The 14185-nt window shown below is 42.2% G+C and carries 13 protein-coding genes and 1 pseudogene; 10 read left to right on the forward strand and 4 right to left on the reverse strand.

The window, feature by feature from the left end:
• Window positions 1–673 (reverse strand): winged helix-turn-helix domain-containing protein (locus tag L4C33_RS13315; protein ID WP_428812913.1); only part of this gene is annotated, 673 nt, incomplete at its 3' end.
• Between the two features lie 433 nt (window positions 674–1106).
• Between L4C33_RS13315 and L4C33_RS13320 the strand changes: the two genes are divergently transcribed.
• The gene (locus tag L4C33_RS13320) at window positions 1107–2597 is read left to right on the forward strand and encodes a lytic polysaccharide monooxygenase (RefSeq protein WP_428812914.1); all 1491 of its coding nucleotides are present in this window, start codon (window positions 1107–1109) and stop codon (window positions 2595–2597) included.
• Between the two features lie 122 nt (window positions 2598–2719).
• Here L4C33_RS13320 and L4C33_RS13325 read toward each other — a convergent pair whose 3' ends face one another.
• On the reverse strand, window positions 2720–3562 hold the full coding sequence (locus L4C33_RS13325) for an AraC family transcriptional regulator (RefSeq protein ID WP_428812915.1): 843 nt from the start codon (window positions 3560–3562) through the stop codon (window positions 2720–2722).
• A 219-nt stretch (window positions 3563–3781) separates the two neighbouring features.
• On the opposite strand from L4C33_RS13325, the gene L4C33_RS13330 reads away from it, so the two are divergent.
• Complete coding sequence (locus L4C33_RS13330) at window positions 3782–4417, forward strand: LysE family translocator (RefSeq protein WP_428812916.1); 636 nt, start codon at window positions 3782–3784, stop codon at window positions 4415–4417.
• A 91-nt stretch (window positions 4418–4508) separates the two neighbouring features.
• Here L4C33_RS13330 and L4C33_RS13335 read toward each other — a convergent pair whose 3' ends face one another.
• Window positions 4509–6218, reverse strand: a complete 1710-nt coding sequence (locus tag L4C33_RS13335; protein WP_428812925.1) for a phospho-sugar mutase — start codon at window positions 6216–6218, stop codon at window positions 4509–4511.
• A 353-nt stretch (window positions 6219–6571) separates the two neighbouring features.
• Here L4C33_RS13335 and coxB point away from each other — a divergent pair, with 353 nt between their 5' ends.
• The 4 genes and pseudogenes from coxB (at window position 6572) to L4C33_RS13355 (ending at window position 10942) form a co-directional block, all read left to right on the forward strand.
• On the forward strand, window positions 6572–7735 hold the full coding sequence (coxB, locus tag L4C33_RS13340) for a cytochrome c oxidase subunit II (protein WP_428812917.1): 1164 nt from the start codon (window positions 6572–6574) through the stop codon (window positions 7733–7735).
• A gap of 113 nt (window positions 7736–7848) precedes the next feature.
• A pseudogene (gene ctaD, locus L4C33_RS13345) lies at window positions 7849–9393 on the forward strand (cytochrome c oxidase subunit I); the annotation flags it as partial.
• A gap of 8 nt (window positions 9394–9401) precedes the next feature.
• A complete protein-coding gene (locus L4C33_RS13350) occupies window positions 9402–10061 on the forward strand; it encodes a cytochrome c oxidase assembly protein (RefSeq protein ID WP_428812918.1) in 660 nt (219 codons plus the stop codon).
• Window positions 10058–10942 (forward strand): cytochrome c oxidase subunit 3, encoded by an 885-nt coding sequence (locus tag L4C33_RS13355; RefSeq protein ID WP_428812919.1) that lies wholly within the window; start codon window positions 10058–10060, stop codon window positions 10940–10942. Before L4C33_RS13350 ends, L4C33_RS13355 begins: the two co-directional genes overlap by 4 nt.
• Here L4C33_RS13355 and L4C33_RS13360 read toward each other — a convergent pair whose 3' ends face one another.
• Window positions 10943–11164, reverse strand: a complete 222-nt coding sequence (locus L4C33_RS13360; RefSeq protein WP_428812920.1) for a DUF2909 domain-containing protein — start codon at window positions 11162–11164, stop codon at window positions 10943–10945. It abuts the gene before it with no gap.
• On the opposite strand from L4C33_RS13360, the gene L4C33_RS13365 reads away from it, so the two are divergent.
• The 4 genes from L4C33_RS13365 to L4C33_RS13380 all read left to right on the forward strand — a co-directional run.
• The gene (locus L4C33_RS13365) at window positions 11148–12002 is read left to right on the forward strand and encodes an SURF1 family protein (RefSeq protein WP_428812921.1); all 855 of its coding nucleotides are present in this window, start codon (window positions 11148–11150) and stop codon (window positions 12000–12002) included. The genes L4C33_RS13360 and L4C33_RS13365 overlap by 17 nt on opposite strands.
• A 12-nt stretch (window positions 12003–12014) precedes the next feature.
• Complete coding sequence (locus L4C33_RS13370; protein ID WP_428812922.1) at window positions 12015–12563, forward strand: hypothetical protein; 549 nt, start codon at window positions 12015–12017, stop codon at window positions 12561–12563.
• A gap of 113 nt (window positions 12564–12676) precedes the next feature.
• Complete coding sequence (locus L4C33_RS13375; RefSeq protein WP_428812923.1) at window positions 12677–13732, forward strand: COX15/CtaA family protein; 1056 nt, start codon at window positions 12677–12679, stop codon at window positions 13730–13732.
• Window positions 13722–14185 (forward strand): UbiA family prenyltransferase (locus L4C33_RS13380; protein ID WP_428812924.1); only part of this gene is annotated, 464 nt, incomplete at its 3' end. The genes L4C33_RS13375 and L4C33_RS13380, both read left to right, overlap by 11 nt.

Raw genomic sequence — 14185 nt, forward strand, 5'->3', positions numbered from 1 at the left:
GTACGTATGTGAACCGTTTATTATTTTTCAATATGTAAATATCTAGGAAGTAGCCAGGATTAAAATGATAAAAAGATGATTTAATACCTATTAGTGATATTGGTTCAATATTTTTCTCTAAGTGAATTGCTATATTTCCAGAACCTGAAGGGAATTGAGAAAAGCTTGTTTTGTAAATGCTATCTAAGTATTTCTTTCCTGGTTTGTTTTCCGAACCAAACATAAATCCAACAATGAAAACTACTATTATTACTATCAGATACAGTAAGTAATGATTCTTGGAGTGACGTTTTAAGGAAGCTTCTTGTTCACTTTCATTAACTTCCATACACTGCTGATAAGCGATATGTTGACTGCTGATTAAGTAGCCTTTCTTAGCAATAGTCTTAAGGATTTTTTGTGCTCTACCATCATCACCCAGAGCAAATCTGATATTGAAAATTGACTGTGTTAATCGTGCTTCTGAGACTATTTTTCCTTCCCATGCTTGTTCGAAGAGAGTGTCTCTAGAGACAGGTTGGTCAACATTTTCTAAGAGTATTTCAAGGATTTTGTAGTCAGCCGCTCCGAGTTTGTAGCAGATATCTTGATCCAACAGCGACTGGGTCGATGGTACTAGCTGTCGGCCATTGATGAATTGATTCGCATGTTTGTGGGTAGAGGCGTCTTTCATTGGTTAATTAAACTCATACAGACTATCAGTTAATTTTTTAACAAATAGAAAGGAAGAATATGCTGATTATGCTACTCAATTTCCTGACTATCTAGCTAATAAATGTGATGGTCGTTCATATATTTATATATTACGTGATTTGTTTGTTAACGAAGTGATGCTATTGAGGTTGCTTTTTATATTTTAGTGGTAAATCATTATTCATTTGAATAGGTTGTGGTGGGGCTGGTTTTTATATTTTTTTAGTTTTTTACGCCTAAAATTGATTTTTAAATAATGTTTAAATCGCCTGGTTATACGTAAATAGAGACTGTCTAGTACTTGTTTAACTTAATACTATTTATATAAATAAGTCGGATGGTGGTTATATTCTTAGTGAGTTGACCATAACTTATTACGGACTACAGATAACAATCATAATTAGGGTACAAACATGATCAAACAATTAACGGCAGTTGGCTTAGCAATGTCGGCTATTATTCCTACAATAGCTCATTCACATGGATACGCAGTTTTTCCTGCTGCAAGACAGCATATATGTCATGAACAAGGTGGGTTATGGGGAGACGGTTCTTCTATTCCTAACCAAGCGTGTCGAGCAGCCTTTCAAGAGTCTGGCGAAGGGGCATTCTATAACAAGAACGGTTACGCAGCTTTAGTTGAAGAGCATGAAAGCCAAGAAGCTGTTCAAGCTGTAATCAAAGATGGTGAACTATGTCATGCGTCAGTGAAGGGTTACAGCGGAATGGGCGTTGCTTCTGAAAACTGGCAGAGAACAGAGTTGGTTTCAGGGGACACGATAAATTTTCAGTACCGAGCAACCGCTGTACATAACCCATCTTATTGGGAGTTGTATATCACTAAGCCTGGGTACAATGCTGCTAATTCACGTTTAACCTGGCATGACCTCGAACGTTTTGCAACGGTTGATAATGTTGAACCGATAAAGATTAACGGTGAGGATCATTATGAATTTGATATCAACTTGCCAGAAGGACGTGAGGGTGAGGAAGTTACGATATTGAGCCGTTGGCAGCGAGTAGACCCAGCTGGTGAAGGTTTCTATAACTGTTCTGATGTGAAGTTTGTCGGTGAAGCTGAAGTGCCAGAATGGGGTGAGGTTGCTCAATATGTTCAACCAGGTTTTGAAGCCGAGGTGGATAGAGCCGTTCTATTTAGAATCTTCAACGAAACTGGCTCTGAGATTGTCGCTGAAAGTTTCCCTATTGATTCAACAAACGTTGATCAAAGCGTTTGGACATATCAGCTTGCTGAGAAAATCAATACGACCTATTCACACACAGCGATGGTTGGCGTGAAGCAGGCGAATGGCGATGTTGAATATGATGACACAAACCTATATTTCAATAAGGTTTATACTAAAAACCCGAACTATCGCTATTCATTAGATATTCGAGATATTGAAGTACCACCACCAGCTGAAGTAAAAGTTACTGGTGTTGAAAGCACGTATTTCTTATCAGACGGTGAAGCGACTATCACTCCTGTTGTAGATACGGAAGGCCACAATGTGTTAGTTAACGTAAAAGTGATCCGTGCTGATGGTACGCAAACTTGGCTAAACAGTGAGATCCTACATGGCAAACCAGTTGAGCTACCAGTGAAAGCGCATGTCGAGGGGATGCATACATTGGAAGTGACCGCGAGTTATAACCAAGAACCTGAGCATCACGTTGTTTTTTCTGAACAGTTTGAAGTAAAAGCAGAAGGGTCTGCGGAATACGATTATGTTTACCCTGATGGAATTGGTAGCTATGTGGAAGGCGAAACGGTTGTATTAGGCTCTGATGGCAATACTTACGCATGTCGTGAATATCCATACGGAGCTTGGTGTAACATCGACGCTGCAGCTTATGTTCCGGGTCAGGGTGATGCCTGGGAAGATGCATGGACTCGACAGTAACGAGTCGTTTTAATGAACAGTTAGAATGGGTTAATTGAGTTCAAATAGCACTTTTTACGTGATTAACTCTTCTAAGATTGTTTTGATATGAAAGTCTCGGCCTAGGTCGAGGTTTTTTTGTATCAGCGAGCGATAATCGAAGTGACGCTTTTTGCGTATTGACCAGGGGTAACCCCTAACGCCCTTTTAAAATGCCGATGTAAGTGGCTTTGATCATGAAACCCACATTCCTGAGCAGTATCAGAAATACTGTACCCTAAGCGAAGTTTTGTTTTAGCTAGACGTATTCGAGCCTGAATTTGATAGGCATGCGGAGGTAACCCGTACTTACTTTGAAAGGTTCGAACTAAATGGAATGGGCTGATCCCGGCTAGCGTGGATAGATCTTCTAACGAAATATCTGCTTGGGGATAATCATCCAAAAACTCCTTAGCAATCTTAACCTGTGGTGTGCCACTTAACTGCGGTGAATCGGTACGCGATAGCCCATGACGTGTTATTAGTTTTACCAATGTCGCATACATGATTGTTTCACGGAGTAAGCGATTAGATGAACTAGTCAGAGTGTTAAAAAGCRCGCGTAACTGGTTGGCGAGTTCTGGATCATAAACAACGGGCTGTGGGAAATAAGGAGCGCCTGAGATTTTTCCATTAAGCTCTTGTGTTATGTTCGCAAACTGTTCGGGTAATGGATACATGGCTCTATATTCCCAACCGCCATCTGAAGCTGAGTGACCGTTGTGTATCTCGTCAGCATTAACCAAAATGATGCTATCTTCAGGGGCGATGTGATTTCCCCCTGTTCTGAAAAAACGTTGGGCACCTTTTTCAATCACACCGATGGTATAACCTTCATGGCTGTGGCGTGAAAAGTTTTGCTTTTCATACTTTGCGTCTAGTAATTCAATGCCCCCTAGTTCTTGCACGAAACTGAAAGTAGCCTCTTCCTTTGCTGCTTTTTTCATATCACTCTCCACTTATTCAACTAGTGTAACTGAGATTCAGAGAATACTTTTGTACAAAATTGCCTATTATCATTGTCCCATTCTTTATAGAACCATCTATCAATAGGTAACAAGTTGGTTATCGAAGCTGCTTAATTGTCACTTGGTGGCGTATAAGTCTAGATTGGTCTTGTTTGTTGGTATAAAATCCGCGTCCTGTTTTTATAAACTACAATTATCATGATTGATTTTGCTATTTTGCCAGTCTATTTGACTGCTGTGGTTGCCCTTCTTTTGTTACCGGGCCCAGATATGTTATTGATTGCTAGTTCAAGCATCAGCTTTGGTCGAAAAGTCGGTGTTTTTGCTAGTTTGGGTAACGCAACGTCAGGCGTTATTTTGACGGTATTGGCTGCAATGGGAGTGTCTGCATTAATTGCGATGAATCCGCTAGCTTTACAAGCGCTGCATTTATTAGGTGGTGCGTATTTACTGAAAATGGGTACTGACTGTTTACGAGTGAAACCTGATGCTGCGCCGGAATTGGATTCTAATTCTGCGGCAGCGAAAAGTTATTATCAGCGTGCATTGGTCAGTAACCTTTTAAACCCTAAAGCGCTCGTGTTCTTTGTGATGTTTCTTCCTCAATTTGTGTCGAGCAGCGTTTCAGCGAGTTCTGGTGAGCAAATGCTAACTTTGGGACTTTTGTTGAATGTATTAGGTTTAGCGTTCAACTTTTTGCTCGTTGCTCTGGTAGGTAGCGTCGGAAAACGTTTACTAGAAAGTGACAACTTTAGAATGTATCAGCATAAAGTGATGGGCTGTGTGTTCATTATTTTGTCGCTCTGGATGCTAAGCAATTTACTTATTCATTAAGCTTAGGCTGCAGGCAAGAGATGATATAAAAATGGACGAGTGATTACTCGTCCATTTTTGTTTTACAGTTCTACAGCTTATGGTACATAACCTAGATTTTTTGCAGTTCTTGTTGATGCGTAGCTATGAGTTCTTTCATTAAGCCTTCTGATCTTGCAAGGGTATCGGCATAGGTTTCATCTCCCTCAAACTCTTCAATGACTTCATAATACACTTTTAGTTTAGGTTCAGTACCTGATGGTCTTACTATGATTCGGTAGCCATTCTCTAAATGGTAAATGAGCACGTCACTGGCTGGTAGATTAATAGCCTCGGTATTGCCACCAATATTAAAGCGCAAGGATGCTTGTAGATCTTCAATAACAGCAATCTTTATTCCTGCTATTGTTTTTGGTGGCTGAGCCCGAAGTTTATTGCCAATTGGTGGGGACTCAGGGTTAAGCGCCAAACTGTGTTGGTCGTTAACATGTACACCATGCTGGAATGAAATAGCCGCTAGTTGATCCCAAACCGTTTTATCTTCTTTTTTGAGCTGTGCTACTAGCTGGGAAAATGCGACTAAAGCCGATAGGCCGTCTTTGTCGCGTACTTGAGTGCCAATGGTATAACCAAGCGCTTCTTCGTAAGCAAAGAGAAACTCATTGTTATCGTCTTCTAATTGCATACCGACGTTTGCTAGCCATTTAAAACCCGTTAAGGTTTGGAAGTACGTAGCCTTGTGCGATTTGGCCACTTTTTCTAGCAACGTCGAAGAAACAATACTATTGCCGACGAGTTGCTGCTTTTCATGAGGAAGAGAAAGTAAGTAATGAGCCAATAACACCCCAACTTGATCCCCAGAAAGCATTTTGTAACCGCCACTCGCTTGTTTAACAGCGGCGGCGAATCGGTCGGCGTCTGGATCGTTAGCGCAAGCGATATCTGCATCGATACTTTCTGCAAGGCTAAGCACCAAATCCATAGCGCCATCTTCTTCTGGGTTAGGGAAATTGACGGTCGGAAAAGTACCATCTGGATCTTTTTGCTCTGCAACACTGAAGAAATTTGTGAAGTCATTATCGTGCATCAGATCTTCTGCCATTTGTGCGCCCACCCCATGCATTGCGGTGTACGCGACGGTCAGTGCTTGATACTGAATAGGAAGGTTAATAAAAGGGCTAGCGTTGATCGTATCGCGATAGCTCTGATAATAATCTTCTTTTAACCAAACTAAGTCGCCTTTCTTTTCTGCATCACTCAAACACATTAGGGGGATAGGCTTAGTTGAGGCAATTTGAATTTCAGCAGCAATGCCAGAGTCGTGAGGCGGAATGATCTGAGCGCCATTTTCCCAGTAGACTTTGAAGCCGTTGTACTCTGGAGGGTTATGACTGGCTGTTACTACAACAGCTGCTGCTGCGTTAAAGTGCTTAATACCGAAAGCAACGATGGGTGTTGCTGCCACAGCATGAGTTAAATACACTTTGATACCTAACGCTGTGAGTACTGCTGCCGTATCTAGTGCAAATCGCTCAGAGTCTGTTCTGCCATCGTAACCAATTACGACGCCACGGCTACAGGCATTCTCAATGTTGTCTACTAAATAGTGTCCTAAGCCTGTCGCTGTTTCTTGTATGACCAACCGGTTCATGCGGTTAGGGCCACAGCCAACTTTCCCTCTTAAACCTGCGGTACCAAATTCCAACCTTTGTTTAAAGCGGTCGTTTAGTTCGTCGAGTATCTTTTCGTCTATTAAGTACTGTAATTCTTCGCGAGTTCTTGGATCTGGATCTCTCGCTAACCAATCGGTGACTTGTTGCATCATAAACTAAACTCCTGTTTTCTATTATTTAATAGTAAATGATTTTCATTATCAATTGCGAGAGGGCAATCGTTAAACTAAGTATTTCACAATTAGGGATATTGCTATGTGTCAGTATGCTTATTTTTTCTTTGTCAGTATGTGACTACGCAAGCTTGAACATTCTTAGATCTCTAACTAGCCTTTTAACATAAATATAACAAAAAGTGCCGAGTTCGCTGATTTTTACTTACTTTTTCTTGGTTGGTGGCCATCACATTGTTCACTACTAATTAGAAAAGTAGTAATAGCCACTGGTGTTAATGACACTTAAGTAGCGTGCGTCCAGTTTGACTGGAGATGGGGAGATGTCTTTGAAGAGATTACTAATCACTCAAATGTTGTTTATTGACCTGATGTTGGTGGGCTTTGCTGCTCCAGCAATATCTGCGGAATCTGACTACAACATGACTCAAGGCGTAACGGAAATCAGTGGGCAGGTTTATGACCTGCAWATGCTCATCTTTTATATTTGTTGTGCGATAGCATTCGTGGTTTTTGGAGTTATGTTTTATTCGATTATTCACCATCGAAAGTCGAAGGGCGCGGTCGCTGCCCATTTTCATGAAAGCACCAAAATCGAAATCCTCTGGACGATCATCCCTATTCTTATTCTTGTCGCAATGGCAATTCCCGCAACTAAAACCCTCATAGCAATGGAAGACACAACGCAGTCTGACTTAACCGTTAAGGTCACGGGGTCCCAATGGAAGTGGCATTACAGCTATTTTGGTGAAGATGTTGAGTTCTTTAGCTTATTGGCGACGTCAGATAAGCAAATTGAAGGAGAAGAGGTTAAAGGCGCGCACTATTTACTAGAAGTTGATAACCCTCTTGTTGTTCCAATCAATCGTAAAATCCGATTTTTGATGACATCTGACGATGTAATTCACTCTTGGTGGGTGCCTGCCTTTGCCGTCAAAAAAGATACGGTGCCGGGGTTTATAAATGAAGCTTGGACAAAAATCGATAAGCCAGGTGTTTACCGTGGCCAATGTGCTGAGCTCTGTGGGCGCGCACACGGGTTTATGCCAATCGTTGTCCATGCGATGGAAGAAGATAAATATGACGCTTGGCTTGTGGCAAAAAAAGCTGAACTAGAGTCTGCAAAGCTGGAGGCGGAACAAGCGTTGGGGCAATCACTTTCTATGGATGAGCTATATGCAAGTGGTGAAGCTATTTATAAAGCGCGTTGCTCTGTATGTCACCAGGCGAATGGTGAAGGTCTTCCCGGTGCTTTCCCGGCAATTAAAGGTAGCCCTATTGCTCTAGGTAATGTAGCTGACCATATTGGAATTGTAGTTAATGGACGCGCGGGTACTGCAATGCAGGCGTTTGCCAATCAACTGACGGAGCAGGAGATAGCGGCCGTTGTGACTTACCAGAGAAATGCTTGGGGTAATGATACTGGGGATGCTGTTCAAGCCTCTGATGTAAATGCATTTAAAGCGCAAGGCAGTGCTAAGGAGGCTCAATGAGTATATCAACAAATAAGTCAGTGAAATCGGCACCAGCTACGGATATTGAATCTGGCAATGTGAATACAACGATTGCCGAGCCTCAGTTAGAAAGTGAAGAGGTTGAGCATGAGCATCATGCTCCTACTGGATTAAGAAGGTGGCTGTACTCAACGAATCATAAAGATATCGGAACATTATATTTATGGTTTAGTTTTGCGATGTTTTTAACGGGTGGTGCAATGGCGATGGTCATTCGTGCCGAGCTTTTTCAGCCAGGGTTACAACTTGTTGAGCCTGACTTCTTCAATCAAATGACGACAGTACATGGCTTGATTATGGTATTCGGCGCTGTGATGCCCGCGTTTACAGGGCTAGCCAATTGGATRATCCCTATGATGATCGGTGCGCCAGACATGGCGTTGCCAAGAATGAATAACTTGAGCTTTTGGATCCTGCCTTTTGCTTTCCTCATTTTAATAGGCTCGTTATTTACAGAAGCTGGGGGGCCTAACTTTGGTTGGACTTTTTATGCACCGCTATCAACCACTTATGGTCCAGACAGTACTGCTTTGTTTGTATTTTCCGTTCATATAATGGGGATCAGTTCGATCATGGGTGCCATTAATGTGATCGTTACAATTGTGAATATGCGAGCACCAGGGATGACTTGGTTCAAAATGCCAATGTTTGTATGGACATGGCTAATCACGGCATTCTTGCTAATTGCTGTGATGCCCGTTCTTGCTGGCGCTGTCACCATGGTGTTAACCGATAAGTACTTTGGTACCAGTTTCTTTGATGCGGCTGGTGGGGGCGATCCGGTGATGTTCCAGCATATATTCTGGTTCTTCGGTCACCCTGAAGTTTACATCATGATCTTACCGTCTTTTGGTATCGTTTCTGCAATCATTCCTGCATTTAGTGGTAAGAAGCTGTTTGGTTATCATTCAATGGTTTATGCGACGTGTAGTATCGCTTTACTGTCTTTCCTTGTGTGGGCGCATCATATGTTCACCACTGGGATGCCCGTGTTTGCTGAGCTCTTCTTTATGTATTGCACCATGTTGATTGCGGTTCCAACTGGAGTAAAAGTGTTTAATTGGGTAGCAACCATGTGGCGTGGTGCACTGACCTTTGAAACCCCTATGTTATTTACGGTCGCCTTTATTGTTTTGTTTACGATTGGCGGCTTATCAGGATTGATGCTGGCAATTGTGCCCGCTGACTTTCAATACCACGATACTTATTTTGTTGTCGCTCACTTCCATTATGTGTTGGTTACGGGAGCGGTCTTTTCCATTATGGCAGCTGCGTATTATTGGCTACCTAAATGGACCGGGCACATGTATGACGAGCGGTTGAGCCTGTGGCATTTCTGGAGTTCTGTTGTTTCAGTGAATGTACTCTTCTTCCCTATGCACTTCTTAGGCCTTGCTGGTATGCCAAGACGTATCCCTGACTACGCCATTCAATTTGCAGATGTAAATCAGATAGTTTCCATTGGTGGTTTTGCCTTTGGTCTATCTCAATTAATCTTCTTATGGCTTGTTATTAAGTGCGTAAAAGGCGGAGAGAAAGCTCCCGCAAAACCTTGGGAACGGGCAGAAGGTCTAGAGTGGACGGTTCCTAGCCCGGCACCACACCATACATTTACGCATCCACCTAAAATTGATTGAGGTGATGCATGAAAGATATAAACCGAAAGCCGACCCAAAACTCTAAAGTTGGTGAAACTAAAAAGTCGAGTAAACGCCTAACGGGATACTTATGTTTAAGCGTGGTTGCAATGTTTGGGTTCGGTTTTGCGTTAGTACCGCTGTACGACGTGATGTGTGACGCCTTAGGGATCAACGGTAAAACAAATTCTGTTTCAGCCATTCAACCTCAAGGCATGCAGCCAGACTATTCAAGAAGTATTCGTGTTGAATTTATGGCTCACATTAATTCTGATATGCCGTGGGAGTTTAAGCCAGATAAGGTCACTTTAGATGTTCACCCGGGGGAAGTGATCCAAACTAATTACGTTGCAGTAAATCGCTCAGGAGAAACATTGGTTGGGCAGGCTGTCCCTTCGGTTTCTCCGGGAAATGGCGCGACCTACTTTAATAAGATTGAATGCTTTTGCTTTAATCAGCAACCTCTCGATGCCCAAGCGTCAGCAGAGATGCCACTAATTTTTTACATAGAACCTGACATTCCTGATTCTATCCACACATTAACACTGTCTTACACGCTTTTTAATATTACGACTACCGAGCAGGGGCAGCAGGCAAAAAACCAAGTGCTGGTAAACCGAGAGGTTAATTTAACTGAACGAGGTTTGGCACAAGGAGTTGAGCTATGAGTTCGAAAAAAGATACATATTACGTACCAGCTGAAAGCAGCTGGCCGATTATAGGCGCCATTGCCTTGTTCATGGTTGCAGTAGGGGCTGGGTTAACGGTCCAGAACATGGAAAGCCAAGGTGACGGAAGCATCATAGGTAAAGTGGTTCTGTTTATAGGATTTGGTGTACTGCTTTATATGTTGGCTGGTTGGTTTAGTAATGTCATAACCGAATCACTAACGGGAAAGTATTCAGAGCAAATCGCGAGATCTTTTCGACAAGGTATGAGTTGGTTTATTTTCTCTGAAGTGATGTTCTTTGGTGCTTTTTTCGGTGCCCTTTTTTACGCGAGAATGATCTCTGTTCCTTGGCTAGGAGGAGCTGGCAATAATGCGATGACTCATGAGGTCTTGTGGCCTATGTTCGAATCAATTTGGCCTTTAACTACCACTCCATCTGGTACTGAAACACAGGCTATGCCCTGGCAAGGGATCCCTCTAAAAAATACCGTCCTTCTTCTATTGTCTTCTATTACGTTACATATGGCACATATCAGCTTAGAAACTAACAAGCGTATGGCTCTAATTGTATGGCTCGAAATCACCATAGTACTAGCAGGCTTCTTCTTGTACTTCCAAGGTGAGGAGTACATGCACGCCTATCAAGATATGGATCTGACGTTACAGTCTGGTATTTACGGAAATACGTTCTTTTTATTGACCGGTTTTCACGGTCTACATGTTTGTTTAGGGACTATTTTCCTTGTCATTCTACTTTTCCGAATAGCCAAAGACCATTTTACGCCTAAAGATCACTTCGCGTTTCAAGCGGGTAGCTGGTATTGGCACTTTGTAGATGTGGTGTGGCTGTGTTTGTTTATCTTTGTATACGTAATTTAATTAGTAAGGTCGTGGGTTTGGTTGGATTAAACCAGTAAATAGGGCGATGAGAATCAGGGTGAGGACGAGTGCAGATGCTATGACCCGCTTACCAAGRAAGTGACTCATCGACTTGTTGTGTTCTCCCCCTTTGGACATCAGAAAGAGGGCTTTGGATAAGTTAAATATGATGAAAAACAGAAACAATACTAAAGCAGTTTTGAAAATGAGTGACACGAGCATAAGTAGTCCTAACAGTTTGGTATTGATGTTGAAAAGTATGTGGCGACATAAAGCGGTGATCCTCGCTGCTGTCTTAACTTTGGTCACTGTTTCTGTTTTGGTCAAACTTGGTTTGTGGCAATTGTCTCGAGGATATGAAAAGCAAGAGCTCGAACACCAATTAAAAATTCGTAAACAGAAGCATGCTATAGATTTGGATTCGCTGATTAATGAAATGTCTATTACAGGTGATGACATTAATGTTACTGCGTTTACGGGGGTTAAGGTTTCGCTTCGAATTAACCCTACGACACTTCAGGAAGATGGAAAGAACGTGTTTCTATTAGATAACCAAACGTTTGAAGGCAATGTCGGGTATATCGCGTACCAGTTAGTATTAATAGGTCAGCAGGAGAGGGTTGTGTATGCGTTGATTGATTTGGGTTTCGTTAAAGCGAGCCGAGAGCGCAGTGTGTTACCTAGTATTGAAGTGTTGACCGAAGAGCAAGAAATAACAGGACGATTGTACGTTAAATCAATGAACCCGTTGAGTTCTGAACTGGGGTTAGAAAGTACCAATCCATATCGAATTCAAAATCTGAATTTTGGGGCGTTAAGTGAGCGACTTGGTGTAGAGCTATTTCCATTGATCATTCAACCTACGGAATTAGATGGCTGGGCAAACCCATTTATTTGGGTACCTGCGAATATGAGTTCATCTAAGCATTTTGGCTATTCGGTGCAGTGGTTTGTGATGGCATTGGTACTTAGCTTAATCACATTACGTTTGGCTTGGAAACAGATTAATACGAAGACAAAAACGCTAGCGATTAAGAAAGTTAAACCAACAGTTAAGTGAGGAAGGTTGATTATGGATAAACCGTTGTTGAAAGGTCGTATGACACTTGTTGGTTTAGTGGTTGTTTTTGCTTTACCTGCCTTAATTGCAAAATTGATCCTGTCACAAAATTGGTATCAATCTGGCGTTACCAATTTTGGGCAGTTGATTGACGGCAATGTCACTTTGTCTAGTCTTGGTATCGAAAGTTCTGAGTCGCAAGAAGGTTGGTTGCTGGGTTATGTTATCCCCGAACATTGCGACGAACTGTGCACACAACAGATGCATATTTTAGGGCAAAGCTATATTGCACTTGGCAAATATAAAGAACGAGTGTCGCCCACCATTTTTGCAACAAAGAGTAGTGATAGTAATTGGCTAGAAAGTCACGATGCAGACGCGTTAGTGGTAAGTGAAGTGAACGAGAGAGTGTTCCAGGACGCTTCGATCATCATTGTCGACCCATTGGGTCAATTGGTGATGCTGTATCCAAGTGTGACGAATGAATCTGAATTAGTGAGCCAGTCGAAAGGCATGCTGCACGACTTGAGAAAGCTCTTAAAGYTGTCCCGTGTTGGATAAGTTGAAATATAAAGCGAATTTAAAGAGTAGAGCGAAGGCGTATAGGCAGAAGTTGATACTTAGTGATATTCAAACGGGTAACTGTTTTTAGGACTTGAATGTAAGGATGCAGAATGAAAAGAGAAGCGCCTTCAGCATTAATCACCTTAGTGAAAGTAACGATTATTTTTACTCTGATCGTCATCGTTCTAGGTGCATACACTAGACTGTCGGATGCGGGGTTAGGCTGCCCTGATTGGCCGGGGTGTTATGGTCAATTATCTGTTCCAAATGAAGTGGATGAAATTCATCAAGCTAATGCAGCTTTTCCTGAAAGAGCCGTCGAGCCACAGAAGGCTTGGCTAGAAATGATCCATCGTTATTTTGCCGGAAGTTTAGGGGTACTCGTATTTATCTGTAGCGTATGGTGCATACGCATCAAAGGGTTACCCAATGTATTGGCGTTTAGTATTACCATTGTTGTGGTTGTTCAAGCTGCTTTAGGAATGTGGACAGTAACTTTGAAACTGATGCCTGTTATTGTAATGGCTCATTTGATCGGTGGTTTCACTTTACTCTCGCTACTGTCTTTACTCTATTGCCAACTACGTCAGGTCCAGCAACATATCGATCACCTAGCCGTTGACCCAACTGTTAAGCATTGGGCTCTAGTTGGTGTGCTTGTGGTCATCGCACAAATCTTTTTGGGTGGTTGGACATCTTCGAACTATGCGGCGCTTATGTGTACATCTCTGCCCATTTGTGAAGGAAATTGGATAAGTTATCTAGACTTCAAAAATGCATTTAATTTACTGCAGCCTGGGCATGAAAATTATGAGTTTGGAGTACTAGAGTACCCAGCGCGTATGACTATTCATGTGAGCCACCGTTTCGGCGCGATAGTTACATCAATCATAATGATGACTCTTGTTTTTAAGCTTCAAAGGCAGTCTGGTGAGGTTTTGAATCGGATTGGTCATGTATTAGGCTTGATATTGATATTACAAATTGGGTTAGGCATTAGTAATGTCGTATTTCAGTTACCTCTGCTGGTTGCAGTAGCTCATAACCTAGGAGCTGCACTTATGCTTGTAGGCCTAGTAACGACCAATTATTTATTGTGGCAACCACAGGTGGGATATACCGAATTAATAGTGAATACACAACGCGAGGCTGATTATGATAAATAAAGTTTCAGTTGAAAAATCGATTCAATTAACGAGTAACCAACCACAGGCTGCTCTTCAAAACTGGCGTGTGTATCTGAATTTGACCAAGCCGAAGGTTGTCGCCTTAATGCTGCTCACGGCTTTAGTTGGAATGTGTTTAGCTAATCCGGATGAGTTTTCATTGCGACTCAGCATGCTGGCATTATTGGGGATAGGGTTGATGGCTGCGTCTGCAGCGGCTTTTAATCACTTAATTGACAGACGTATTGATGCCCAAATGATAAGAACCCACAAACGTCCACTTCCGTCGGGTGAAATAAATGGGATCAGAGTTCTTACGTTTGCATTTGGACTGGGGGTGATTGGGTTTGCAATATTACATCAATGGGTCAATGAACTTACTGCGTGGCTGACCTTCGCGAGCTTATTGGGCTATGCGGTGATATATACGATGTATTTGAAACGAGCCACACC

Source organism: Vibrio makurazakiensis, assembly GCF_050337375.1.
In the GTDB taxonomy this organism is placed as follows: Bacteria; Pseudomonadota; Gammaproteobacteria; order Enterobacterales; family Vibrionaceae; genus Vibrio; species Vibrio makurazakiensis.